This is a genomic window from Corynebacterium sp. HMSC064E07, assembly GCF_001815745.1.
GTDB lineage: Bacteria > Actinomycetota > Actinomycetes > Mycobacteriales > Mycobacteriaceae > Corynebacterium > Corynebacterium jeikeium_D.
Genome location: NZ_KV821807.1, coordinates 1 through 23,818, shown reverse-complemented (window position 1 = coordinate 23,818; position 23,818 = coordinate 1). Strand labels below are relative to the sequence as shown.

The 23,818-nt window shown below is 61.6% G+C and carries 22 protein-coding genes, 2 tRNA genes and 1 riboswitch; of the genes, 19 read left to right on the top strand and 5 right to left on the bottom strand.

From position 1 onward, the window contains the following. Nucleotides 1–306 precede the first annotated feature (306 nt). Nucleotides 307–1,296: an LLM class flavin-dependent oxidoreductase gene (locus HMPREF3053_RS02605; RefSeq protein ID WP_049172455.1), complete on the top strand. Its 990-nt coding sequence runs from the start codon at nucleotides 307–309 to the stop codon at nucleotides 1,294–1,296. A gap of 49 nt (nucleotides 1,297–1,345) precedes the next feature. On the opposite strand, the gene HMPREF3053_RS02600 is transcribed toward HMPREF3053_RS02605, so the two are convergent. Further along, nucleotides 1,346–2,194 (bottom strand): CoA transferase, encoded by an 849-nt coding sequence (locus HMPREF3053_RS02600; RefSeq protein WP_070767236.1) that lies wholly within the window; start codon nucleotides 2,192–2,194, stop codon nucleotides 1,346–1,348. Between the two features lie 9 nt (nucleotides 2,195–2,203). After that, nucleotides 2,204–3,229, bottom strand: a complete 1,026-nt coding sequence (locus HMPREF3053_RS02595; RefSeq protein WP_038627304.1) for a prephenate dehydrogenase — start codon at nucleotides 3,227–3,229, stop codon at nucleotides 2,204–2,206. Between the two features lie 38 nt (nucleotides 3,230–3,267). On the opposite strand from HMPREF3053_RS02595, the gene HMPREF3053_RS02590 reads away from it, so the two are divergent. The 3 genes from HMPREF3053_RS02590 (at nucleotide 3,268) to HMPREF3053_RS02580 (ending at nucleotide 4,707) form a co-directional block, all read left to right on the top strand. Further along, entirely contained in the window at nucleotides 3,268–3,825 is a 558-nt protein-coding gene (locus HMPREF3053_RS02590; protein WP_049172449.1) for a tRNA adenosine deaminase-associated protein, read from the top strand. Between the two features lie 112 nt (nucleotides 3,826–3,937). Further along, nucleotides 3,938–4,381 carry a nucleoside deaminase gene (locus HMPREF3053_RS02585; protein WP_048759248.1) on the top strand — a complete coding sequence of 148 codons (444 nt, stop codon included), beginning with the start codon at nucleotides 3,938–3,940 and terminating at the stop codon, nucleotides 4,379–4,381. Nucleotides 4,382–4,518: 137 nt separating this feature from the next. Next, nucleotides 4,519–4,707, top strand: coding sequence for a CsbD family protein (locus HMPREF3053_RS02580; RefSeq protein WP_048759178.1), 189 nt, complete (start codon nucleotides 4,519–4,521; stop codon nucleotides 4,705–4,707). Between the two features lie 108 nt (nucleotides 4,708–4,815). Here the strand turns inward: HMPREF3053_RS02580 and HMPREF3053_RS02575 are convergent, their stop codons facing one another. After that, nucleotides 4,816–5,796, bottom strand: coding sequence for a diaminopimelate dehydrogenase (locus HMPREF3053_RS02575; protein WP_070429202.1), 981 nt, complete (start codon nucleotides 5,794–5,796; stop codon nucleotides 4,816–4,818). A gap of 275 nt (nucleotides 5,797–6,071) precedes the next feature. On the opposite strand from HMPREF3053_RS02575, the gene HMPREF3053_RS02570 reads away from it, so the two are divergent. The 5 genes from HMPREF3053_RS02570 (at nucleotide 6,072) to HMPREF3053_RS02550 (ending at nucleotide 12,978) form a co-directional block, all read left to right on the top strand. Then, nucleotides 6,072–6,162 (top strand) — tRNA-Ser (locus HMPREF3053_RS02570). A 427-nt stretch (nucleotides 6,163–6,589) separates the two neighbouring features. Further along, nucleotides 6,590–9,592, top strand: coding sequence for an MMPL family transporter (locus tag HMPREF3053_RS02565; RefSeq protein WP_070767235.1), 3,003 nt, complete (start codon nucleotides 6,590–6,592; stop codon nucleotides 9,590–9,592). Between the two features lie 61 nt (nucleotides 9,593–9,653). Further along, nucleotides 9,654–10,955: a tRNA guanosine(34) transglycosylase Tgt gene (tgt, locus tag HMPREF3053_RS02560; RefSeq protein WP_070767234.1), complete on the top strand. Its 1,302-nt coding sequence runs from the start codon at nucleotides 9,654–9,656 to the stop codon at nucleotides 10,953–10,955. A 276-nt stretch (nucleotides 10,956–11,231) separates the two neighbouring features. Next, a complete protein-coding gene (locus tag HMPREF3053_RS02555) occupies nucleotides 11,232–12,185 on the top strand; it encodes an ABC transporter ATP-binding protein (protein WP_049190213.1) in 954 nt (317 codons plus the stop codon). 13 nt (nucleotides 12,186–12,198) lie between these two features. Further along, a complete protein-coding gene (locus HMPREF3053_RS02550; RefSeq protein ID WP_070566566.1) occupies nucleotides 12,199–12,978 on the top strand; it encodes an ABC transporter permease in 780 nt (259 codons plus the stop codon). 60 nt (nucleotides 12,979–13,038) lie between these two features. Here HMPREF3053_RS02550 and HMPREF3053_RS02545 read toward each other — a convergent pair whose 3' ends face one another. Then, nucleotides 13,039–13,815, bottom strand: a complete 777-nt coding sequence (locus HMPREF3053_RS02545; protein WP_070767233.1) for a queuosine precursor transporter — start codon at nucleotides 13,813–13,815, stop codon at nucleotides 13,039–13,041. A 126-nt stretch (nucleotides 13,816–13,941) separates the two neighbouring features. Continuing rightward, entirely contained in the window at nucleotides 13,942–14,085 is a 144-nt protein-coding gene (locus tag HMPREF3053_RS10835; RefSeq protein WP_224784318.1) for a hypothetical protein, read from the bottom strand. Nucleotides 14,086–14,399: 314 nt separating this feature from the next. Between HMPREF3053_RS10835 and gluQRS the strand changes: the two genes are divergently transcribed. The 10 genes from gluQRS to HMPREF3053_RS02495 all read left to right on the top strand — a co-directional run bounded on the left by gluQRS (nucleotide 14,400) and on the right by HMPREF3053_RS02495 (nucleotide 23,710). Next, nucleotides 14,400–15,344, top strand: coding sequence for a tRNA glutamyl-Q(34) synthetase GluQRS (gene gluQRS / locus HMPREF3053_RS02540; RefSeq protein ID WP_070767232.1), 945 nt, complete (start codon nucleotides 14,400–14,402; stop codon nucleotides 15,342–15,344). 24 nt (nucleotides 15,345–15,368) lie between these two features. Beyond that, nucleotides 15,369–15,821 (top strand): flavodoxin family protein, encoded by a 453-nt coding sequence (locus HMPREF3053_RS02535; protein WP_016421860.1) that lies wholly within the window; start codon nucleotides 15,369–15,371, stop codon nucleotides 15,819–15,821. A 68-nt stretch (nucleotides 15,822–15,889) separates the two neighbouring features. Beyond that, a complete protein-coding gene (locus HMPREF3053_RS02530; protein ID WP_070767231.1) occupies nucleotides 15,890–17,128 on the top strand; it encodes an Nramp family divalent metal transporter in 1,239 nt (412 codons plus the stop codon). A 115-nt stretch (nucleotides 17,129–17,243) separates the two neighbouring features. Beyond that, a riboswitch (SAM riboswitch) is annotated at nucleotides 17,244–17,364 on the top strand. Between the two features lie 10 nt (nucleotides 17,365–17,374). Next, entirely contained in the window at nucleotides 17,375–17,728 is a 354-nt protein-coding gene (locus HMPREF3053_RS02525; RefSeq protein WP_070559674.1) for a hypothetical protein, read from the top strand. Between the two features lie 77 nt (nucleotides 17,729–17,805). After that, entirely contained in the window at nucleotides 17,806–19,326 is a 1,521-nt protein-coding gene (locus HMPREF3053_RS02520; RefSeq protein WP_016421863.1) for an AMP nucleosidase, read from the top strand. 120 nt (nucleotides 19,327–19,446) lie between these two features. Next, nucleotides 19,447–20,625 carry an HNH endonuclease signature motif containing protein gene (locus tag HMPREF3053_RS02515; protein ID WP_070767230.1) on the top strand — a complete coding sequence of 393 codons (1,179 nt, stop codon included), beginning with the start codon at nucleotides 19,447–19,449 and terminating at the stop codon, nucleotides 20,623–20,625. 37 nt (nucleotides 20,626–20,662) lie between these two features. Further along, nucleotides 20,663–20,872: a heavy-metal-associated domain-containing protein gene (locus HMPREF3053_RS02510; RefSeq protein ID WP_049172422.1), complete on the top strand. Its 210-nt coding sequence runs from the start codon at nucleotides 20,663–20,665 to the stop codon at nucleotides 20,870–20,872. Nucleotides 20,873–20,892: 20 nt separating this feature from the next. Continuing rightward, nucleotides 20,893–23,103, top strand: coding sequence for a heavy metal translocating P-type ATPase (locus HMPREF3053_RS02505; protein WP_049172420.1), 2,211 nt, complete (start codon nucleotides 20,893–20,895; stop codon nucleotides 23,101–23,103). Next, nucleotides 23,096–23,443: a metal-sensitive transcriptional regulator gene (locus HMPREF3053_RS02500; protein WP_065421667.1), complete on the top strand. Its 348-nt coding sequence runs from the start codon at nucleotides 23,096–23,098 to the stop codon at nucleotides 23,441–23,443. Before HMPREF3053_RS02505 ends, HMPREF3053_RS02500 begins: the two co-directional genes overlap by 8 nt. Nucleotides 23,444–23,624: 181 nt before the next feature. Beyond that, nucleotides 23,625–23,710, top strand: a tRNA-Ser gene (locus HMPREF3053_RS02495). Nucleotides 23,711–23,818: the final 108 nt, after the last annotated feature.

Here is a 23,818-nt window from a genome sequence, read left to right as displayed (position 1 = left end):
ACCGAATCCAGACACACTTTCTGTCGTTTAACCCTCGATGGTTTTCCGGTACTTATGGGCGCGGTATTGGCTCTGCCTGCGCTCATATCGATGAGCTATTCACTTGTGGCCAGGCTATAGCTCATCGATATGTGAATACCTCATCGATGAGTGAATACCACCCATGAGCCACCCACGCCCGCAAGCCGCCCACGATCCACCCACGAGCCACCCGCACCCGAATCCCCAAACCCCAAAACCCAGCGCCTCAGTATTCGAAGCATCTCAAACTCGCAATATCCGACTAACGGTCTAGACTGTGGAACCATGATTCGTACTGAGTCCATTCTTGACCTCGCTACCGTAGCCTCGGGGCAGTCCCACGCCGACGCCCTACAGGGCTCCATCGATTTGGCGCAGACAGCGGAAAAGGCTGGTTATAAGCGTATTTGGTACGCTGAGCACCACAATATGAACTCCATCGCGTCCTCGTCGCCGGCAGTTCTTATCGCAGCCGTGGCTGCAAAAACCGAGAGCATCACCCTCGGCTCCGGCGGCGTCATGCTGCCAAATCATGCACCGCTGACGGTCGCGGAGCAGTTCGGCACGCTCGCGAACCTGTACCCGAATCGCATCGAGCTGGGGCTTGGCCGCGCTCCGGGCACTGACCAGGCCACTATGCGTGCGCTGCGTCGTGACCCGCGCTCTTCTGATTCCTTCCCGCAGGATGTGCAGGAGCTGCGCGGTTACCTCTCCGACGAGTCGCTGATTAAGGGCATCAACGCGATTCCGGGCCGCGGCACCCACGTGCCGCTGTACATCCTGGGCTCCTCGCTCTTTGGTGCTCAGCTCGCGGCGGCGCTCGGCTTGCCGTACGCGTTTGCTTCGCACTTCGCGCCGGACGCGCTTCGCGATGCCATCGCGGTCTACCGCGAGCAGTTCCAGCCTTCTGAGCAGCTGGATAAGCCGTACGCTTTTGCGGCCATGAACGTGATTGCGTCGGAAAGCGAAGAGGATGCGCAGCAGCAGTACTTCGCTACCCGCAGGAACATGGTCAGGCGGTTCCTCAGCCGCGGTGGTCACCACCTCACCGACGATGAGGCAGAGATTCTGATGGATACCCCGCAGGGGCGCCAGGTGCAGAATATGTTCCGTCATACGGCAGTCGGCACGGTGGCACAGGTGCGTGAGCAGATTGCGCAGTTCGGTGAGTACTCGGCGGCGGATGAGCTGATCGTGGCTCATCAGTCGTTGAAGGTTCCTGACCGACTGCGTTCGGTGGAGCTCACCGCGGAGGCCACGGGGCTGACCGCGTAAGGCTCCAGGCCCAGGAGTACGTCGAGGCACGCGGCCTTAAGTCGCCCTCTTACTCCACCGCAGCCAGTGGCAGCGCCTTTTCGCTGGCAAGCTGCATGATTTCGGCGTTGGTGCGCTCGCTGAGGAAGGCTGCGAGTTCCTCGCGGTTGCTCGCGCCAGTGGCCTCGGTCAGGGCGGCGGCAAAGTGCGGCTCCAGCGCTGCCACGGCCGCGTAGCCATCGGCGCTGGGGTAGAGGCCGTACGTCCACAGGCCGCCACCGAGTAGTCCGCCGGGCGCCGTCATGCCGTACTTCAGCGGCGCGGTACCGGTCTCACCAGCCTGCTTCAGGCCGATGCGGCAGTGCAGTCCAGACTGCTTTACGACGTCCGCCCCAGCACCTGCCCGCTTAATCAACCCGGCAAGGGCAGCGGTGACCGCAAAGTGTGCGCCCAGAATGTCGCCCAACAGCACCGGGGGCATGGCCGGAGGCGTGAGGGTTCCGGCCTCCGCCTGGTAGGTCAGGTCATGGCCAGGCGTTTCTGGAGCTTCGGTATCACCGACAATGTCGATATGTACCGGCCCATTCGGGCGCTCGTGGAGGCCCGCCAGCCCCATGCGTTCCAGCGCGGAGGGGCGAACCGAGGTGATGACCACATCGGCCTCATCGATCAGCGAGCTCAGCTGTGCGCGACCCTCATCGCTCTTCAGATCCGCCTGGATAATCTCGTGACCTGCGGACATAGCTTCATACCAGGAGCGGCCGAAGGAACCGAGCGGGTCGCCTGTGGGTGGTTCGACCTTAATCACCCGGGCGCCTAGCTGGCCCAAGTGCTGAGCGGCCAGTGGTCCCGGTACGTTAATGGCGAAGTTGACGACAGTGATGCCTGCGAGGCTGGTGTGCAGCTCGGGGGAAAACATAGTTCCACACTAGAACACATCTATCTGCCCGCCGACGCTTTCGGCCAACTTCAACTGGTTGATCCAGCCGCCCTCGCCGACGCGCAGTCGGAAAATCGGGCGGTGAGCAGGGCGGGCCTCGTAGCGGACACGGGCAATCTGACCGGTTTTGGCCAGGTCCATAGCGGTTCCCTCGGTGGCCAACTGGGTGCGCGCGGCGGTGAGGCGCTCGATGACGTCGTCAAGCGCGGTGAGCACGGGTTCGGTGTTGTTCTCACACCAGGACATGACCATGTCAGGAGCAGCGGCGGCGACGCGGGTGCAGTCGCGGAAAGAGCCGGCTGCAAGCGAAATGGCCAGGGGGCCACCGGCTTCACCGGCGGCGGCAATTGCGTAGGCCGCTAGGTGTGGCATGTGGGAGATGCGGGCGACGCTGGCATCGTGGTGATCGCTCAGCGCTGGAATGAGTTGACTGCCAAGAGCTGCTCCCAAGTTGGCGACCTGCGAAAAGACTTCAATCCAGCGCTCCGGGACGGGCTCGCCCGCAGCATCGGTAGCAGCTGCCAGGTCGTAGGTGATGACCCAGGGGGCGCCGTCGAAAAGCCCTTCGAGCGTGGCGGACCAGCCCGCCTGCGCAGAACCCGCCATCGGGTGCGCGCCGACGAAGCGTTCCTCCATGCCACGCGCGGCGACCTCGGCGGCGACGGCGGCCTTCACGGAGACCACATCCGTGATGCCACAGCTGGGGGCGTGCTCGTTGATGGCATCCAGCATCGCGCCGACGACCGTCATGGGGGTGCCGATCACGATGAGTGCGCCGCTGGCCTCAGCGCGTTCGAGAGTGGCCTGAAAATCCGTGCTGGCATCGAATCCCTCCTTCGTGGCTTCCTCGACCGTTGCAGACGAGCGATTCCAACCGAAGCATTCGACGTTATGGGCCCGCAGATCGCGCATCATGGAGCCACCGATGAGGCCCAAACCGAGGATGCATACCGCGGGTAGTTGTGCAGCTGACAGGGAGGACGAAGCAGGGGAGGGGGACTCGAAATTGCTCACCTGACAAGCATGACATACAGCGACTAGCGTTGTGGGTTATGAGCACGACCTTTTCCGGAGGGTACACCTCCGATGACGACCGCTCCTTCGCGGTTGCCGTAACTATGGGGGAGCGCGGTTGGCGCGTCGTCGATCTTGGGGACGACGCCACCGATTCCCTCGCCGACGCTGCACAGGCGCTGCGCAATCTGCGTTCGGAACGCGCCGCTGTCGGAATGCTCAATATCGACGACGATTACTTTATTCTCGTGCGCCAGGGCGTTGGGTCGCTGCGCGTTGTGCTTTCCGACGCCACCGCCGCCGTCACCGACGACATTGCGGCAGATGTGTTCGACGAGCTGGATCTGGATATCCCCGACCTCGACGAGGACGAGCTCGACGATGTCGACGCCTGGGCCGAAGGAGATATGGATATCCTCGCTGACCTGGGCTGTTCGGAGGAAGCCCTGGAGTCCATCTGTGACGATCAGTCGCTGTGGGCGTCCGAGCAGATCTTGGCCATTGCCGAGGAACTGGGGTGTGCCGAGGAGCTCGCCGATGTCGCCGACCTGGATTATGACGGCGATGACGACGACTACGACCCCTATGACGACTAACTCTGAGAAAGGTCATCTGACCGAGCGACCAACCGACCTTGCGGCCGGCCAACCAGCTGGTCGGCCAAGTGCTCTTCCCCGCCGCGAACAGGACATTCTCGACGAGGAGTGGATGCGCCTGGCTATCGCTGAAGCTGCTCACACGGCACCCGGGGATGTACCTGTGGGAGCAGTGGTCGTGGATGCCGAGGGCAGGGTTGTGGGTCGGGGCTCGAACCGTCGGGAAGCGGATGGTGACCCGCTTGCCCACGCCGAAGTCATCGCACTGCGCGAGGCCACCCGTGCCGTCGGTGACGGCTGGCGTCTGGAGCAGTGCACGTTGGTCGTCACGCTCGAGCCGTGCGTGATGTGTGCCGGCGCGTGCGTCATGGGGCGCGTGGGGCGTGTGGTCTTCGGCGCGTGGTCGCCCAAAACCGGCGCGTGCGGCTCTATCGCCGATGTCATCCGCGATCCCGCCCACGCATTCACGCCACAGGTGCGCGGGGGTGTGCTTGCCGACGAATGCTCTGTTTACCTGCGGGAATTCTTCGAAAGGCAACGGCAGTTGGATGAGTGAACGGAATCACAGTTAGGTCACAATTCCCGCTGTGGCCGTGCCGGACCTTCATTTTCACGTACTGTCGAAACCAGTGGAGCTGCTAGACGGTGGCTCTATAGAAATAGATTAAGTCGTTTACATAGGAGGCTTACATTATGAGCGAGCTGCAGAACAAGGCCGACGAGTTGGGCGGCAAGGTTAAGGAAGCTGCTGGCGACGCCGTTGGCAACGAGGACCTGGAGAACCAGGGCAAGGGCGAGCAGACTGCTTCGAAGGTCAAGCAGGGTGCTGAGGACCTGAAGGACAAGGCTACTGAGGCCCTGGGCAAGCTGACCGACAAGTAAAGCTTTTAGCTCTCGGGAAGAGATAACCCCAACCATTTCCGCTTCTGATATGCGGAGATGGTTGGGGTTCTTTGTGTTTCGCTGGCCGGCTGTCAGCGTTGGGGCTGGCTACAGCTTCTGAGCTACCAGGTCATCCAGTGGTTCGGCGGACAGAAGGTACGGGGCAATCTCGAAGACGGTGCGGGCACCAGTCTCGCCAGCTTGCTTCAGGCGGTAGGCAGCGCGACCGTAGGCAACCTGGACGGCAGCGGTGAAGTCGGGGTTGCGCTCCAGTTCGAGACCGAACTCGATGACGTGACCGGAGGTACCGGCCTGGCCACGGGTAATGACCTGGCCGCCGTGCGGCATGCCCTGGTGGTCGCGGTCGAACTCCTCTTCAGAGATGAAGTCCACGATGGTCTCGTATGGGGCAAAGTAATCCGGCATGGTCACGATAGTTTCGCGAATCTGCTCCTTGAGCTTGGCATCCTCGTCGGCGTCGCCGGTTTCCTCAGCGACGACGAAGCAGTGGCGCAGGTGGCACTCGTTACCCTTCAGGTCTGCACCCTCGCCCTTCTTTACGGCCTCGATGGCTTCCGGGTTTGGCTTGGTGTACTGGACACCCTTTTTCACTCCCGGCACGCGACGCACGGCGTCGGAGTGGCCCTGTGACAGGCCCGGTCCCCAGAAGGTCATCTGGTCTGCTCCCGGCAGGATGGCAGCGCCCAGGACGCGGTTCAGGGAGAACAGGCCCGGGTCCCAACCAGTCGAAATCATCGCGATGTTGTCACCTTCGCGCGCGGCGGCGTCCATGGCCGCACGGTGCTTCGGAATCTCGTGGTGGTTGTCGTAAGTGTCGACCGTCGTAAAGCTCTTTGCCAGCTCAGGGGCCTGCTCCGGGACATCGGTGGCCGAGCCGAGGCACACGAACAGGACATCTACCTCGTCCTTGTACTTTTCGACATCCGCCGCCGGGAGTACGCGGGCCTCCGTGTCCAGCGAATCGCGGCGGGAGAAGACACCGACGAGCTCCATGTCCGGCTGATCAGCGATAACCTTTTCGACGCTACGGCCCAAGTTGCCGTAGCCGATGATGGCGGAACGAATCATGAGGGAGAACCCTTTCTGTGAGGCTGTACTTGTGTATTCAGTTTCTAGATTTCAAGCTACAGACTATTCCTTCATATCTCAGCCGGCTTTGGCTGCCCCGAATAGCGCGGTGATTTAAGTGGATAGTGCAGTAGATGGAGTGATTTGGGGTGGCGGGGGTTGTGGTTCTGTGTGAACGGCTTGGCGAAGGACCGGCGGTGTCGACTGTGCGGACAGCTGAGCCTTTTGACCTGGGGATTTGGTAGATAAAGGGGCTACCTGTAACGTTTTCTAGCGGTGACGTGTCCGAGCGGCCGAAGGTGAAGCACTCGAAATGCTTTGTGCGGTAACCCCGTACCGAGGGTTCAAATCCCTCCGTCACCGCCAATGAGACCCCCGGTGGTTCCTTTAAGTAGGAGCCCCGGGGGTTTTGCATTTAATCGGCCCAGATTGCCTGGGTGTGGCGGGGGTGCAGGAGGTGTCCGTCGTAAAGCGGTAAATGGCGAGGCGTCTGACCTGGAGCGCCGAAATCACAAAAATAACATCAGTAACACGCACCCCATTGTTCACGTTTATCCGGGAAGTCCGCTACTCTTAGCAAAAGTATTTCCGGTTTTTATGTCGTGCCCGCCCCCAGTGACTACGCCAGCGCCAGAGTTGACGTCGGTCAATCCGGGGTGGTCGCTAGCATCGGAGTAGCGAAGAGGCTTCGAACTGCAGGTGAAGTCCGAGGGAGTGCTTGGTTAGCGCGAACTCGGGGGAAGCGGCAGTTGGGGGCGGTCCAGGCGAATATTAGACGTAAGGGAAACTTGACATGGCAAAGGCCTTGTTCAAACTCGGCAGGTTCTCCTACCTGCATAAATGGACTGTGATCATCGCGTGGTTCCTGATTTTGGCGGGGCTGGGCGGTGCAGTTGCCGCATTCCAGAAGGGGTTCATCGACCAGTTCTCGATCCCCGGCATGCCGTCGGCAACGGCTTCGCACGTGATTGAGGAAAAGTTCCCCGATGTTCCGAACCCAATTCGAGAGCAGCGTATTTATGTCGCCTTCGAGGCCCCGGAGGGGCAGAGGCTCGATGACCCACAGAATAAAGAAGCTGTTGACCAGGTCATTAACGGCATCCGCGACAATGTCGGCCAAATCGCCGACGATTTGCAACTTCACAACCCGGTAGACCTCAATCCGAAGATGCAGGCGATGGTCAAGGAACAGGGCATGGCCGCCGGCCTGCCCAAGGATGTTGCCGAGGCCGATGCCAATGCCATGCGTACCGTGTCCGATGACGGTCGCTACGGTATTTCCACCTTCGTTTTCGATGCCAAGATGCCGCAGGACATCGAGCCGGAGAATATGCAGGCGCTTCTCGACGCGATGCAGGCCGGTCGTGACGCAGGTATCAAGGTCGAGGCCTCTGGCCCCGGCATGCAGCCCGCGATTGAGGTAGCTCCGACCTCGGAGATTATCGGTGTGACCGTGGCGTTTATCGTGCTGGTTGTCACCTTCGGCTCTCTGGTGGCTTCGTTCTTGCCTATTGTGACGGCGGTAGTGGGCATCATCATCGGTGTCTTTGGTGTGACATTGATGACCGCATTCACTGACGTCAACTCGATTACCCCGGTGCTTGCCGTCATGTTCGGCCTGGCTGTCGGTATTGACTACGCACTGTTCATCCTCTCTCGCTACAGGGCAGAAAGAGCCCGAGGGATGACCAACGAAGACGCCATCGGCATGGCTACCGGTACGGCGGGCTCCGCTGTGGTTTTCGCTGGCCTCACTGTGATCGTTGCGTTGGCAGCGCTGACGGTTGCCAAGGTGCCGTTCATGTCCCTGATGGGTATTTCGGCGGCAATCACGGTGGCCTTCACAGTGCTGGTCTCTCTGACCCTGCTGCCGGCAGTTATGTCTCTGCTGGGCGACAAGGTCTTCGCTGGTCGCGTGCCCGGTGTTGCCGGCAACCCCTCGCGTAATGCGCGCAAGGGACGCCGCTCTTCCTTCTTCGGCGAGATGACGATGGGGCGCCGTTGGGTCACCTTCGTGCACAAGGCCCCAGGGTTGTTCCTGGTCGGCTGTATCGTCTTGCTGTTGGCGTTGGCCTACCCGGCCATGCACTTGAAGCTGGCGCTGCCGTCGGACTCTACTGCGGCGAAGGACAGCACGAACCGCAAGGCCATCACCATGATTGAAGAGGGCTTCGGCGCGGGACGTAATTCACAGCTCATCATTATTGCCAAGTCGGATGATGTGAAGCCCGACGCACCGGTGCTCAAACCACTTATCGAGTCCCTGAAACAGACCAACCCGGAACTCTCTGACATCGAGGCCGCCCGTAAGGCTTCCTATAGCTACGCTGTCGACCAGTTCAAATCCAATGTCGGTGTCGAGCACATCCAGATGATTGGCATGAATCATGACGGCACTGCGGTCAAGATGATTATGACCCCGAAGTCGGGTCCGCTCGATCCTGCGACCAAGCAGCTGATGAACGCGGTGCGCGATCAGCAGAAGCAGATTGAGCAAACCACCGGCCTATTCACCGGTGTCACTGGCCTGGTTCCTATCGAAATTGACATCACCGACCGTCTCCAGGGCGCAATGCCGCTCTACTTGGGCGTTGTCGTGGGGCTGGCAGTGATTCTGCTACTGATGATTTTCCGCTCCCTGATGGTGCCGGTGACTGCCGGTGTGGGCTTCTTGCTCTCTGTCGCAGCCGCATTCGGTGTCACAGTGGCATTTTTCCAGGATGGCCTCTGGGGTGTGATTAGCACTCCGGGTCCGCTGGTCAGCTTTGTGCCAATCTTCCTCATTGGTGTGACGTTCGGTTTGGCCATGGACTATCAGGTCTTCCTGGTTTCCCGCATGCGCGAGCATTACACCCACAACAAGGGTGAATCCTCGCCAGAATCGAAGTACAACGCGGTCGAAGAATCGGTCGTTGAAGGCTTTACTCTCGGCGCTCGTGTGGTCACGGCCGCTGCGATTATTATGATCTCCGTCTTCGCGGCGTTCGCCGGGCAACCCCTGGCGATCATCAAGGTATTCGGTTTCGCGCTGGGTGCCGCAGTGCTTTTCGACGCCTTCGTTATCCGCATGACCTTCATCCCGGCAGCCATGTTCCTGCTTGGCCGCGCTACCTGGTACATGCCGAAGTGGCTGGACAAGGTGTTGCCTTCTGTGGATGTCGAAGGCTCTGCCCTGGAAGAGGTTTCCGAGGAACTGGTGGAGAAGGGCCGCCGCGAGCGTATGGCTCGCGGTGAGTCCCTGTTGCCCGAAAGCGAAGGCGCTGGGCGTGGCTTTGGCGGGGCTGACGCTGACGAGGACGAAGCAGACAGTGCCGATGGTGAAGTCGGTGCTGGTGCAGAGGGCGCGGCGGGCGCAGCTGGTGGTACTGCTGTGGCTGTCGCGACCAAGAAGCGTAACCGCTGGATTCCGAAGCGGAAGAAGGCAAAGCTGAAGGAGCTCGAACCCGCTGACCAGGCTGAGCAGGCCGAACGCTCTGAGCAGGCCGAACTGTCCGCCCCTACGGCGCCTTTTGATCCGGAGCAGCCGGCACAGCCAGAGCAGCCGGAGCAGCCGGAGCCGACCGAACAGCTCATGCAGCCCGAACCAGCTGAACCAACCGACGCCCAGCCGAACCCGGAAAATGCCAAGGACGTCGAGGTCCGCCCGTACTACAGCCCGGCTCGTAAGCGGAAGAAGATTACGGTTGCGGAACTGATGAAGCGCGAAGGACTCGAAGAGGAAGCGCCACGTCGTAGCCGCGCCGTGTGGGACCCGGAAAACGCTGCCCAACCCGAGGAAAACGACAGCGCTGAGTAACTCGCGAATAGCACCCAGGTAACCTCAAGGCATTAGCACTGGACCACAACCAAGGAGCTTCATGTCGCAGTCGAGGACGACGGGCTTTGACGTCGTAAAGCAAATCGAAGGCGCGCGCGGACGTGCTGGCACCATCCACACCCCGCATGGCGATATTGCTACGCCGGCGTTCATTCCGGTCGGCACGAAGGCGACCGTGAAGACGCTCACGCCCGAGCAGGTGCGATCCACCGGCGCGCAGGCCATGCTGTCGAACGCGTACCACCTGTACCTGCAGCCCGGCGAGGAAATCGTCGACCAGGCCGGCGGGTTGGCAAAGTTCTCCAACTGGAACGGCCCGACATTCACCGACTCCGGCGGATTCCAGGTGCTCAGCCTCGGCGCGGGCTTTAAAAAGACCCTCGCGATGGACGTCACCGGCATGCAGAAAGACGACATCGTCGCCGAGGGCAAAGAGCGCAACGCGTTTGTCGACGAGGACGGCGTGACTTTCCGCTCGCACATCGACGGCTCCGAGCATCGCTTCACGCCGGAGGTGTCCATGCGTATTCAGCACGCGCTGGGCGCCGACATCATGATGGCGTTCGACGAGCTCACCACGCTGATGAACACCCGCGGCTACCAGGAGGCATCCGTCGAGCGCACGCACCGCTGGGCGCGCCGTTGCCTGGAGGCTCACAACGAGCTGACGATTTCGCGCGGTCAGGTCGATGCGCATGTTCATTCGCTTGACGACGGCCAGTTGCCCATCCAGCAGTTATTCGGTGTCGTGCAGGGTGCGCAGTACGAAGACCTGCGCCGCAAGGCCGCCCGCGGGCTGGTGGAGCTCTCCCGCGAGTTCGAGGATGCCGGCCAGCTCGGCTTCCACGGCTATGGCATTGGTGGGGCGATTGAGAAGCAGAACCTGGGCCTGATCTGCGGTTGGGTCAACGACGAGCTTCCCGACGACCGCGCCCGCCACCTGCTGGGGATTTCCGAGCCGGACGATATTTTCGCCGCTGTCGAGGCCGGTGCCGACACCTTTGACTGCGTGGCTCCGACCAGGCTTGCCCGCCGTGGTGGTGTGTACACGCTCGATGGCCGGATGACCTTGACGAATGCCCGCTTCAAGAACGACTTCCGCCCCGTGGATGCGGAGGTGCCCTCCTACACTTCGCTGAATTTTTCCCGGGCCTACCTGCATCATCTGTTGAAGGCCAAGGAGTACCTGGCTGGCACGCTGTGCACGATTCACAACCTGTTTTTCATGGTGCAGCTGGTGGAGAACATTCGCGCTGCGATCCTGGAGGACCGGTTCTTCGAGTATCGCGATGAGTTTATGGGCCGCTACTACGCCAACGGTGGCCGTGCGGTGGGGAATTAGGGCTCGGCTGGGGGCTGGGGTGTGCTGGGGAGTGCTTGGGTCGGTTGGGCTGTGGCTGGGCTGGGGCTAGGCTTCTGCCTTTTCGCACTTCACGACAGCCATGTCACCTCGTGCCATCTGTGGAGGTGGCATGAGGTGACACCAGTGGCGTGAAGTGGCAGGGAACACCCGAATCAGTCCAGTGGCGTGAAGTGGCGGCTGGGCGGGCCCGGGGGAAGCCCAAAACTAGACCTAGCTCTACTGCGCGAGGCAGTCTCAACCGGCATCATGGAGGACATGATCACGGTTGAACGACTCAGCAAGAAGTACGGTTCGAAATTAGCCGTCGATGACCTGTCCTTCACCGTTCCCGACGGTGTAGTGACAGGTTTTCTCGGCCCAAATGGCTCCGGCAAGTCCACCACCATGCGCTGCATGCTGGGCCTCGATACCCCGACCACGGGCCAGGCCTTGTTCACCGGGACGGATTCCCAGGGCAACACCTACAGCAACCAGCCCTTTTCCACGCTGAAGAATAAGCCCAGCATCGCCGGTGCAATTCTGGATGCCGGTTGGCACAACAAGGCTCGTTCGGGCCGCGCTCATCTGCGGGCCCTCGCCCGCGGCGCCGGCATCCCCGACACCCGCGTGGAAGAGTGCCTTGAGCAGGTCGGCATGACCGAGGCGGCGAAGGACAAGGTCGGCGGCTACTCGCTGGGCATGAAGCAGCGTCTGGGAGTGGCAGCGGCTCTGCTCGGCAAGCCGCAGCATCTGATTTTGGATGAGCCGGTCAACGGCCTGGACCCCGAAGGCGTCTCGTGGATGCGCCACACCATCAAGGCGCTGGCCGCTCAGGGCTGTGCAGTTCTCGTGTCGTCGCACCTCCTTTCCGAGATGCAGCTCACCGCCGACCGCATCGTCGTCATCGGCCGCGGTCGCATGATCGGCGAGTACAGCATGGATGAATTCCTTTCCGACGGCACGGTCATCGAAGTTGAAGTCGATGACCCCGCTCGGCTGCTGCAGGCGTTAGGGCCGGTCGCGCGTGGGGTTGACGTCGATAAGCAATTGCGCATTCCGCTTTACGACGGCATCAGCGAGCAGCAACTCCGCCGCGACATTGCGGCCGCTGCTCTGCGTGAGGGGCTGTTGGTGACACGGTTGCACACGAAGCGCGACAACCTGGAGGAAAAGTTCCTGGCTGCGACCCAGGAATCGCAGGAATACCGCGCGCAGGCGATTGGGCAGTAGGGGAGTGACTGAGATGAGTTTTGGAAACGCTTTGCGGTCGGAATGGACGAAGCTAGCCAGCCTGCGTGGCACGTGGGTGTATGTGGTGTTGTTGGTGGGCTCGATAGCTGGGCCGATGGCGGCTTTCAGCATGGCGGCGGACGCTGGTGCGACTGCTGATTGGGAATTGCTGCTGTTGGGGACCGTGATCTTCAACATGATCGTGATTGCCTTTGGTGGCTCCACCCTGGCGGGTGAGTACAACGATCAGATGAATGCGCATGCGTTCTTGACGCAGGACCGAAGGAGCCTGTGGCTTTCGGCACGGATGACGCTGACCCTTGTGCTGATTGCTGTCTGTTGGGTCATTGGTGTGGCGCTTGCTTGGCTATCGGTGACGGTTTCCCCGCGCGTGGAGTTCAAGGGCGGCGACGCTGCCACGGACATGCTCGCCGGAGTGCTTGGCTTTGTAGTGTTTGGACTAATCGCGATGTCGCTGGGAGTGCTGACGCGCTCGCGCGTGGCCGCTGTCGCTATTCCGCTGGTGTGGATTCTGGTGGTGGAAAGCATGCTGGAGTTCGCGGCGCTGGCGTATGCGATTTTCCGGCCACTGTGGCTGGTCACGCCGGGTGCACGCATTCAGCAGTTGTCGACGCAATTGGGCGGTCTGATGGCAAATCCGGAGAATCCACGCATCGGGTTTGAGGCCGGCATGACGCAGCCGATGTGGTTCAACATCGTGGTGCTGGTGGCCTGGATTGTTGTGGCTGTTGGCGTTGCTCATTGGGCCAATGCCAAGCGGGACGTGAAGTAAAAAGCAAAAAGTGCCGCGACTACTCGCATCTCAGGCGAGGTCGCGGCACTTTTTTCGTCGTTAAGCGGGAACGTGCGTGTCGTAGTAGCCTTCGCGGCGCTTGACCCACGCGATGACGGCGTAGGTGATTGGCATGACTACGATTTCGACGGCGGTCTTCCAAATGAAGCCGACGATGACGTAGTTGACGAAGGTGCCCCAGGTGTCGATGCCGATCGCGGTGGCGGCGATGGAGCAGAAGATGAGCGTATCGACGAACTCACCAACCACAGTCGAGCCCATCAGGCGCGCCCAGAGAGCCTTTTCGCCAGTGCGCTTCTTAATGGCGTTGAGCGACCAGGCGTTGAGCAGCTGACCGACGATATAACCGGCCAGACCTGCGAGAACAAGCTGCGGGACGGTGCCCAGCACAGTGGCGAATGCTTCCTGATTCTCGTACCACGGTGCCGCCGGGAGCTTGATGGCGGCAAAGAAGCAGAGCATTGCGCCGGCGAGGATGGCAAACCCGGTCCACACGGTGCGGCGGGTGGCTTTGTAGCCGTAGCACTCGGAAAGCACGTCGCCGATGACGTAGCTCAAGGGGAAGAGGAAGAAGGCACCGTCGGTGGCCAGGCCGAAGATTTCCACGCCCTTGGTGGCGGTGATGTTGGAGACAATCAGCACGCCAATGAAAATGGCCGTGAACATCGGGTACAGCGATTTCGGTACCGGGATGTGGCGTGGCGTGTGTGCTGTGGATTCGGACTTAGTTGCGTTCTCGGGCGCGTGCGAGGTGCTCACAGCGGCAGCCTCGGCGTTGCCCGGCCCAGACTTGGGCAGGTTTTCGTTATTTGTCACGGGAGGGAATGTTACCTGCCGCTCAGGGCTCCAAGCGAGTGCCGATGAAGTCTTCGAGGCCGACTTTGCCTCTCATCCTCTAACTCCTGTGGGTTTGAGTCCGCAGGAGTTAGAGGATGAGCGGGTTTAATTATTTGTTTTCTTAGCTCCACGCTTACTGCGCATTCCATTAACAATAAATGTAAAACAGCTTACAATCAGGCTGCCAAGAGCGATTAAGCAGTAGAGCAGCGCACGATCTGTCTTAGCTGTAATAGCTGCTGTACTCATAACGGCAGTCTGGTTAGCTAGTTTGCTCAATGTGTACATCCCATTTGCGATGCCCAGGAGACAGAGGAGGCTCACGACTAGTCCGATAATGGAAATCGATGCTAGCCAATTTACGCGCAAACGTGATGACATTGTTCTCCTCTAAAAGATCCGCCTACAAAAGTCACGCATACATTAACCCTTGATTTTATTGAGAGGGTATGAATGTCTTTCGAGTAAAAGATGAATTTCCTCCAAGATGATTTGAGTTATTCAACCGGAAATCTTTCCCCAAGATTTCAACTATCATCTTGGGGTCTCGCTAACATATTCCTGTGACCAGTTCCCAACGGTTGACTAATTTCACTTTACCCACCGGCCGCTACGCCCCTTCGCCGACCGGTCGGCTGCACCTGGGAAACCTGCGCACCGCGGTTCTCGCCTGGGCGCACGCCCGCGCGCAGGGTGGCCGCTTCATCGTGCGTATCGAAGATATCGACCGCCAGCGCTCCCGCCCCGAGTATGAGGCGCAGCAGCTCGCCGATCTCGAGGCCATCGGCATCGACTGGGATGGCACCCCGGTTCGGCAGTCTGAACGCTCTGGCCTGTATGAATCCGCACTCGCCGACCTCACGCAACGCGGCCTGACCTATCCCTGCTTCTGCACGCGCCGCGAAATCCTCGCCGCCTCCTCCGCGCCGCATGGCGTGCCAGGTCAGTATCCCGGCACGTGTCGTTCGCTTGACGACGAGCACCTCTCCGCGAAAAAGGCCGAATTTGCGGCAGCGGGGAGGAGGCCGTCGTTACGCCTGAAATCGCAGGTGAGTGAGGGGGCTGCGACCGATGAGCTGCATGGCGAGATTACCGCCCCAATCGATGACTTTGTCCTCCAGCGTGCCGATGGCATGTGGGCCTACAACCTCGCGGTCGTCGTTGACGATGCCGAGCAGGGTGTCACTGAAGTCGTGCGTGGTGATGACCTGATGTCCTCGGCCCCGCGCCAGGCGTACTTGGCTGGTCTTTTGGGGTATGCGACACCTTCGTTCGTGCACGTGCCGCTGGTGGTGAACTCTGAGAGGCGGAGATTGTCCAAGCGCGATGGCGACGTGACTCTCGGCGAGGTGTCGGTGGATGCAGCGCAGCGGTGGATTCTGGATTCGCTGAGCGGTGGCGGTGATGCTAGCGATGGCGGCGGGAGCGTAGAGCTCGACTCCATCGCTGACCTCCCGGAAGCCCTGCGTGCGGGTCTGGAAATTCCTCGCGAACAGGTGATTTTCTAGGGGCCGCTTCGTTACCCTCGGGACATGCCTACTCTTCTAGTCGTCCACCATTCCCCGACCCCGCTCCTGCAGGAGGTCTTAAGTCACGCGCTCGAGGGCGCCAACGATCCCGCGCTAGAGGGCGTGGATGTCAAGGTTGTCGAGGCTCTCGACGCCACCATTGACGACCTGACCAGCGCCGACGCCATCCTGCTCGGTACCTCCGCCAACTTCGGCTACATCTCCGGCGCGCTCAAGCACTTCTTCGACACCACCTTCCGGGAGGCACAGGAAGTTACCAAGGGGCTGCCATTTTCCTACTGGATCCGCGGCGGCTTCGACACCACCGGCGCGGAAAACGCCATGAAAACCATCACGACCGGCTACAAGTGGGAGCTTGCGGCCGAACCCGTCGTGTTCGTCGGTTCGCTTGACGACGACATCTCCGACCGCCTGGTAAATCTCGGTGGCACCATGGCTGCCCAAATTTTGGGCTGATTGAAGATTTAGTGTCGAGGCCGTGAAATAATGGCCGGGTGAATGATTCAGGGGCACAAGGGTCGCAAGTGACGTCATCAAGCGAGAAAAACCGCAAGCCCATGATGAGTCTGCTGGGGCCTGCGTTTGTGGCGGCGATTGCCTACGTGGACCCCGGAAATGTGGCTGCGAACCTGTCTGCGGGCGCGAGCTACGGGTATCTGCTGCTGTGGGTGCTGGTCGTGTCCAACCTCATGGCGATGGTTGTGCAGTACCTGTCAGCGAAGTATGGCCTGGTGACGGGGCAGTCGCTGACCGAAGGCGTTGCCGACCGCTTCGGTTCGAACCGGCCGGGGCGGCTGGCGTACTGGGTGCAGGCCGAGATTGTGGCGGCAGCGACGGATGTGGCGGAAATTATTGGTGGCGCCACTGCGCTGTACCTGCTCTTCGGAACGCCGATGCTACTCGGTGGCGTCATCGTCGGTGCGGTCTCGCTGGGGCTGTTGCTGCTGCAGGGTGGGCGTTCGCAACGCACTTTTGAAGGCGTGATTGTGGCGTTCCTGCTGGTCATTACGGTGGGGTTCCTGGCCGGGCTGTTTGTCACGGGCTTGAGTCTCGGGGAGATGGCCAGCGGAATTCTGCCACGCTTCCAGGGTGCGCACACCGTGGTACTGGCGGCGTCCATGTTGGGTGCGACCGTGATGCCGCATGCGGTCTACCTGCACTCCGGGCTGGTGCGCGACCGCGAGTACAAGGTGGAAGATGATGCCTCGCTGCGCCAACACCTGCGTGCCACGCGTATCGATGTATTCGGTGCGCTCGTGCTGGCTGGGTCGGTGAATATTGGCATGCTGTGTCTCGCAGCCGAAGCACTTCCGGGAGTGGAGGGGACCGACTCCATCGAAGGCGCGCACGCCGCCGTGACCAGCGCGCTCGGCCCTGTAGTGGGCGTGCTTTTTGCGGTTGGGTTGTTGGCCTCCGGGCTGGCGTCGTCCTCCGTCGGCTGCTACGCCGGCGACCTGATTATGCGCGACCTACTGAAGGTGCACGTGCCGATGCTGGTGCGCCGCATAGTCACCATCATTCCGGCGCTGCTCATTATCGCCAGCGGCGTGGAGCCGACGTGGGCGCTGGTGCTCAGCCAGGTGGTGCTGTCGATTGGTATCCCGTTTGCGCTGGTTCCGCTGGTGCGCATGACCTCCTCGCATGCCGAGATGGGTATCTGGGCCAACACCCCGCTACTGCGCCGGGTCGCGTGGGTTATCTGCGGACTCATCATCGCGCTCAACGTGGCGCTGGTGGTTCTGGTGCTGATGGGGAAGGGGTAGTCAGCGGGCGAGGTGGAAGGCGGTAGCTTTCGGGAGTGGAAGGTGGGGGCTTCGTCGTAAAGCGTGCGGGAGATGGTAGACAAAGCTGTCTAGTTGGTGTTAGGGTGGGCGACACGATCACAAGATATCGACGAGAAATGGCCTTTGACAGCGTCGATAGGCAACCGCCCGATTCGCGGACCCGGTGCCCCAAAGGAAGATCAGCCCCACAGACCGCCTGCGGGGAAGAGCGAATAGGAGCGCAAAATGCACACCACAATAAGCGACGTCCACATCATCTGCCTCAGCCGTCACACTGCTGACCTCCTCGTCGACGGCCGACCCGTCGCCATCCGGCTGCAAGAAGCCGACATCGCCCCCCACTCCCGGAATCTCGTCCAACTCCCCGTCGACCCCGCCTTCTACGCCACCCTCCGCGGCCAACAACGCGCCGACTACCTCAGCGCCCACGTCCGCGACGGCGTGCGCTACGGTCGCATCCTCTGGCACGAGCTTGACGACGGCCGCCACTTCCTCACCATCCCCATCATCGGCGGCTACCACGTGCACCAGGTCTTTGAAGTCCGCCGCAGCCGTGAGGGAGTGTGGAGTCGGCACTGAGCTGGTTGCGTGAGCGTGCCTGGCGTGATGAGCGCGGCGCGGATGCGAGCGGGAACCTCTCCGCCTAGCCTTGGGCTATGCAGGTACGAGACTCCGCAACACCCCCGTTCTGGCCCACCGAAGGCGAAGGCGACTTCTACACCGACGCCGCCGCAGCCGTCGACCGGCTCACCGAAATCCACCGGGCAGGGATGGCCTACCTAGTCGAGCAGTACACCGCCGCCACCGAAGGAAATTCCGGGAGTGGGCCGGTGCGCGCCTACTACCCCGAACTACGCTTCACCGTCCCGGCCGGCAGCGCCGTCGAGGATGTCGACCCCTCCCTGTCACACGGCTTCGTCGACCGTCCGGGAGTGTATGCCACCACCATCACCCGCCCGGTGATGTTCCGCACCTACCTCATCGAGCAAATTACCGACCTGCTCGCCAACCACGGCGGCGAAGTCGAGGTGCGCGTCTCCGACCAGCCCATCCCACTCCGGATGTGCCGCGGATTCGACGCGGCCGCCGAGGAAGCGGCGGGGAGGGAAGGGGCGTCGGCAAGCATGCTGGCGGCAGTGGAGAAGACGTTTACCCCCATCGACTCCGCCAGCATCGACGACACCATCGCCGACGGCGAAGCCGACTACCTGGGCCTGCTCATCAAACCCTTGAGCCTCTTTACCGCCCAGCGCATCGACCTCGCCCTCCAGCGCCTCGAGCACTACACCGGGTCGCACGCCGCAAACATCCAGCGCTTCGTGCTATTTACCAACTACCAGCTGCACACGGACGTGTTCCTCGAATACGCCGCCACCCTCACTCCCGGAAATCCGCACGGGTACACGGCGCTGGCGTGCCCGGGTGGGCAGCGCTACGACATCGGCGCCATCCCCACTCCCGGAGTTTGCCGTCAGCACGCGCACGCCTCGCAGATGCCGGCGTACCACTTGCTCCGCGACGACCAATGCGGCATCACCATCATCGACATCGGCGTCGGCCCCTCGAACGCCAAAACCATCACCGACTGCCTCGCCGTCACGCGACCGCACTGCTGGATGATGGTCGGACACTGCGCCGGTCTCGACGGTCGCATGCGCATCGGCGACATGATTCTCGCCAACGGCTACGACCGCGCCGACGGAGTCCTCGACAACTACGTGCCCCTGGAAAAGCCCATCCCACCGATTGCGGAAATTCAGCTCGCCGTCACCAACGCGCTCGCCCGCGTCTCCGGACTCACCGGCGATGAGCTGAAAAAGCGTCTGCGCACCGGCACCGTGCTGTCGACCTCCGACCGCAACTGGGAGTGGCGCTCCCAGGCCGACCTCTACCGAGAGCTGCAGAAATCCACCGCCATCGGCGTCGAAATGGAATCCGCCACCATCGCCGCCAACGGCTACCGCTTCCGGGTGCCCTACGGCGCGCTGCTCAGCGTCTCCGACATGCCGCTGCACGACAAACCCAAACTCCCGAAATCCGCCCGCGAGTTCTACCAGTCCTCCAAGGAAGAGCACCTCATGGCCGCCGTGCGCGCGTGCGAGGACATGGCCGCGGCTCCCGACACCCTCCACTCCCGGAAGTTACGTCGGCCGGTGGGAGAGGTCGCGTTCCGGTAGGGCACTTTCGGGAGTGCGTCGTCAAGCCCGTTTGTGCAGATTGTGCATGCTTTACGACGGCTGTGGACAACGCCAAAAAGCGATTGAAGCCGCCCACTCCCGGAAACTAGCCTTAGCCCCATGACGACATTGGGACTGCTCAGCGCGCTGGCGACACGGGGGATTGACGTGCTCGCCGACCTGCGCGCCGCACTCCCGGAAAAATCCACCGGGCACCGGGAGTTGGCAGCCAGCATCGGCTTCGACCCCTTCCGCCTCAAGCGCCTGCTGCGCTGTGCCGAGCGGCTGTTCGGCACGGTCGAGAAGGATGTTGACGTCGAATCCCGCGACAAGGCCGTCGCGATCGCCCGGGAGCTGAAGCTGTCGCTGGACACGGTGATGCAGATCGACAAGCGCTCCGGGCAGCTCAACAACGTCGAAATCCGGGAGTACTACCGCCTGGACTTCACCCGCGCTGCCGCGGCCTACGACTTCGAGGGCCTCGACACCTATATGCGCACCAAGGTCAAGGAGCTCAACCGCACCGACGAGCCGCCGCAGCACCTGCGCGCCCACGTCTCCCGGAATCCGGACATCCGCGGGATGAAGCATCTGCAGGTCACTGGTCCGGCGAACATGATTGACGACCTGGTCGCGCCGCTGACCGTGCGCGCAGCTGAAATCGCCAAAGCGCACGAGGATTACACCCGGGATCGGTGTGTCGGTCAGGCGCTGGCAGAACGCCTGGCACACGGGTCGGAGGGGCCGCTTGACGACGTCGACAAGCTCCGTTACCAGCCCGCGCTCATCGTAACCGCGCAAGACATCGTGGAGTACAGTCCGCGGTTTGCGGCGACCTCCAACGGCTCCGTCCTCACTCCCGGACAATTCGTCGAGGCATTGCTCGCGGACACCGGCTGGGTGCTGGTCTACGACGAGCACAACACGCCGACCGACCTACTCCCGATACACAACCCGCGCCTGGCGACGGAGGAACAGCGCATCGCGATGATCCTCGACAACCCCATCTGCGCGTGGCCCGGGTGCCCGCGCCCCGCCCACGCCGGGCAGGCCCATCACCTGGTCGCCAGGAAAAACGGCGGCGCCACGACTATGGAAAACATGGTCATGACCTGCAAAGAACATAACGCCGCCAACGATGACGACAGGCAAGGCCTCAACGGGCACCTCGAGCGTGACGACGGCTCCGGCGCGGTCTACCGCCACCCGCCGTCTCTGCACGCGCCGCCCGAATTCAACCTTGCCTTCCCGACAGCTCTCGCGGGGCGGGCCTACTCGGGCTACCGTCAGCGCGAATAGCTTTACAGATATACCCATAGGGGGTATATATTGGGGTATGGCTAATCAAACTTTTACTGTTACTGGCATGACATGCGGACACTGCGAGGCATCGGTGCGGGAGGAAGTCTCTGAACTCCCGGGAATCACTGATGTCCAGGTTGACCGCTCCCGGAATTTCCTTTCCGTGACCTCGGATGCAGACATTGACACCGCTGCCGTAATCGCAGCAGTGGATGAAGCTGGCTACAAGGCGGTCGCAAACTAAACCCCCAAGGAGGAAAGCGGATGTCTGAGCAGCAACTTCTCACCCTTGATATCCCCGTCGGCGGGATGACGTGTGCGTCGTGCGCAAACCGTATCCAACGCAAGCTGAACAAACTTGATGGCGTTAACGCGAGCGTGAACTATGCGACCGAGAAGGCGCATGTGGAGGCGCCGGCGGACATCAACCCGCAGCAACTGATCGACACAATCGTGGCAGCGGGGTACACCGCTGAGCTTCCGCAGGAGGAGCCCGAACAGGAACCGGGTGCTGCTCCCGAAGGGAAAGACCGGGAGCTGGAAGACCTGCGCAACCGAGTCATCGGCGCTGTCATCCTCACTGCTCCCGTCATCGCAATGTCGATGATTCCTGCCCTCCAGTTCACTAATTGGCAGTGGCTGTGTCTCACGCTCTCGGCGCCGGTCTTTGTGTGGGCCGGCTGGCCGTTCCACCGCGCGACACTGAAGAATCTGCGTCATGGCGAGGTCACCATGGACACGCTAATCACTATGGGGACGACCGCTTCGTTCCTCTGGAGTGTGTGGGCGTTGTTCTTCGGGCGTGCCGGGCTGCCGGGGCTCAAGCACGAGTTCCACTTCACGGTCACTCCTGGTGATGCCGATATGAACATCTACCTCGAGGCGATGGCCGGCATCATCATGTTTGTGCTGATTGGTCGTTACTTCGAGAAGCGCTCCAAGCGCAACGCCGGTCAGGCACTCCGGGAGTTGATGAAGCTTGGCGCCAAGGATGTCTCCGTTCTCGAAAGTTCGGGAGTGGAGAAGCGGCTGCCCGTGGAACAGCTCCGTCCGGGAGTGGTGTTCGTCGTTAGGCCTGGTGAGAAGATCGCGACGGACGGCGTTGTCGTGGAGGGCGCGTCGGCGGTGGATGCGTCGATGCTGACCGGCGAACCGATGCCTGTCGAGGTCGGCCCTGGCGATGAGGTGACGGGGGCGACGATCAATACGTCTGGGCGGCTGCTCGTGCGGGCGACGCGCGTGGGCTCGGAGACGCAGTTGGCGCAGATGGCGGCGATGGTCGAGGCGGCGCAGACGGGTAAGGCGCCGGTGCAGCGGCTGGCGGATCGGGTTTCGGGAGTGTTCGTGCCCGCCGTCATCGCGATCGCCGCGGTCACGCTGGGCGCGTGGTTGTTTACGGGGCACGGCGCGAGTGAGGCGGTCACGGCTGCGGTCGCCGTGCTCATCATCGCGTGCCCGTGTGCGCTTGGCTTAGCGACGCCCACAGCGCTCCTGGTCGGCACGAGTGAAGGTGCCAAGGCGGGTGTGTTGCTGCGCGGCCCGGAGGTGCTGGAGTCGGCGCGGAAGGTCGACACGGTTGTGCTGGATAAGACCGGCACGGTGACTACGGGTGTGATGGAGGTGACGGAGGTCCCTCCCACTCCCGAAAATCTGCTGCCACTTGCCGCTTCGGTGGAAGCGGCGTCGCACCACCCGATTGCGCAGGCGATTGTGCGCGCGGCGGATCCGGATTCTCTACTCCCGGTTTCTGATTTCCGGGATATTCCGGGAGTGGGGGTTGAGGGCACCGTAGACGGCCACCGCATCGAGGTCGGCCGCTCCGGGGAAAATTCCGGGAGTGGGGGGACGGTGGTTGCGGTGCGCCGCGACGGCGAGCTCCTGGGCACGTTGGAGGTGTCGGATTCGGTGAAGCCGACGTCGGCGGCTGCGGTCGCGAAATTCCGGGAGTGGGGGGTGCGGCCGATTCTGCTGACCGGCGACGCCGCCGGCCCGGCGTTTCGGGTCGCAGATGAGGTCGGTATTGCTCGCGAGGATGTGATTTCGGGAGTGATGCCGGAGGATAAGGTCGCGACGATTGAGAAGTTGCAGGCTGGCGGCGCGTGTGTGGCGATGGTCGGCGATGGCATCAATGATGCTGCGGCTCTTGCGCAGGCGGATTTGGGCATGGCGATGGGCACGGGCACCGATGTGGCGATGGAGGCTGCGGATATCACGCTGGTGCGTGGTGATCTGTTGGCGGCTGCGGATGCGCTGCGGTTGTCACGCCGGACGCTCCGCACGATTCGTTCGAATCTTTTTTGGGCGTTTTTCTACAACGTTTTGGCAATTCCTGTCGCCGCGCTGGGGTTGTTGAATCCGATGTTGGCTGGCGCTGCGATGGCGTTTTCGTCGGTTTTTGTGGTCGGCAACAGTCTGCGTCTGCGCGGTTTTTCTCCGAGTCAACCAGCTATTCAAAAAGGAGTAACTCATGAGTGAGTCTTGTTGTTCGTCGCAATCGCATTCGCTTGACGACGATTCTTGCTGCCATGACACCACTGATCCCGGTTATCTCGTGGAGAAGCGGCGTTATGAATCCCGTATCCGTCGCATTGAGGGGCAGGTTCGTGGCATTGGTCGGATGATTGAGAACGAAGAGTACTGTATCGATGTTTTGACCCAGATTTCGGCGGTGAATTCGGCGTTGAAGTCGTTGGCGTTAACTCTTCTGGATGCTCACCTCCATCACTGTGTGGTGCATGCGGCTGAGGGCGGCCCGGAGGAGTTGGACGCCAAGCTGGAGGAGGCCTCGGCGGCGATTGCTCGGCTGGCTAAGTAACTCCCGGAAAAATTCCGGGAGTGGGGGGCGAAACAGCAGTCGGCAGTCGGCAGTCGGCAGCCGGAGTTGGTTGCTGTTGGTTGCACCGATTGCGCGGGAGTGCCGCTTCAATGCCTCGTTTTCCCTGGTAGGGGGAGCGTTTTGGGAAAATGGGGTTTGTTGGGTAGTCTTTAACGACGTTGGAGGATTCGACTAGCGGCCTATGTCACACGCCTGGAACGCGTGCGGGAGTCACATCCCTCGTGGGTTCAAATCCCACATCCTCCGCAGAGTGAAAACCCCCGGTTTACGCCGGGGGTTTTCTTGTATTTATGCAGGTGAGTGGATTTGCAGTGTATGCCGGGGGTTAAGTAAAGAAAAGTGTGTCTTTTCCGG

Excerpts from the sequence above, each read along its gene's own strand:
- HMPREF3053_RS02515 (WP_070767230.1), top strand. The coding sequence starts at position 19,447 with ATGACGACATTGGGACTGCTCAGCGCGCTGGCGACACGGGGGATTGAC.
- HMPREF3053_RS02580 (WP_048759178.1), top strand. The coding sequence starts at position 4,519 with ATGAGCGAGCTGCAGAACAAGGCCGACGAGTTGGGCGGCAAGGTTAAG.
- HMPREF3053_RS02500 (WP_065421667.1), top strand. The coding sequence starts at position 23,096 with ATGAGTGAGTCTTGTTGTTCGTCGCAATCGCATTCGCTTGACGACGAT.
- HMPREF3053_RS02590 (WP_049172449.1), top strand. The coding sequence starts at position 3,268 with ATGAGCACGACCTTTTCCGGAGGGTACACCTCCGATGACGACCGCTCC.
- HMPREF3053_RS02535 (WP_016421860.1), top strand. The coding sequence starts at position 15,369 with ATGCCTACTCTTCTAGTCGTCCACCATTCCCCGACCCCGCTCCTGCAG.
- HMPREF3053_RS02510 (WP_049172422.1), top strand. The coding sequence starts at position 20,663 with ATGGCTAATCAAACTTTTACTGTTACTGGCATGACATGCGGACACTGC.
- HMPREF3053_RS02520 (WP_016421863.1), top strand. The coding sequence starts at position 17,806 with ATGCAGGTACGAGACTCCGCAACACCCCCGTTCTGGCCCACCGAAGGC.
- HMPREF3053_RS02505 (WP_049172420.1), top strand. The coding sequence starts at position 20,893 with ATGTCTGAGCAGCAACTTCTCACCCTTGATATCCCCGTCGGCGGGATG.
- HMPREF3053_RS02600 (WP_070767236.1), bottom strand. The coding sequence starts at position 2,194 with ATGTTTTCCCCCGAGCTGCACACCAGCCTCGCAGGCATCACTGTCGTC.
- HMPREF3053_RS02550 (WP_070566566.1), top strand. The coding sequence starts at position 12,199 with ATGAGTTTTGGAAACGCTTTGCGGTCGGAATGGACGAAGCTAGCCAGC.
- HMPREF3053_RS02555 (WP_049190213.1), top strand. The coding sequence starts at position 11,232 with ATGATCACGGTTGAACGACTCAGCAAGAAGTACGGTTCGAAATTAGCC.
- HMPREF3053_RS02575 (WP_070429202.1), bottom strand. The coding sequence starts at position 5,796 with ATGATTCGTTCCGCCATCATCGGCTACGGCAACTTGGGCCGTAGCGTC.
- HMPREF3053_RS02605 (WP_049172455.1), top strand. The coding sequence starts at position 307 with ATGATTCGTACTGAGTCCATTCTTGACCTCGCTACCGTAGCCTCGGGG.
- HMPREF3053_RS02525 (WP_070559674.1), top strand. The coding sequence starts at position 17,375 with ATGCACACCACAATAAGCGACGTCCACATCATCTGCCTCAGCCGTCAC.
- HMPREF3053_RS10835 (WP_224784318.1), bottom strand. The coding sequence starts at position 14,085 with ATGAGTACAGCAGCTATTACAGCTAAGACAGATCGTGCGCTGCTCTAC.
- HMPREF3053_RS02585 (WP_048759248.1), top strand. The coding sequence starts at position 3,938 with ATGCGCCTGGCTATCGCTGAAGCTGCTCACACGGCACCCGGGGATGTA.
- HMPREF3053_RS02565 (WP_070767235.1), top strand. The coding sequence starts at position 6,590 with ATGGCAAAGGCCTTGTTCAAACTCGGCAGGTTCTCCTACCTGCATAAA.
- tgt (WP_070767234.1), top strand. The coding sequence starts at position 9,654 with ATGTCGCAGTCGAGGACGACGGGCTTTGACGTCGTAAAGCAAATCGAA.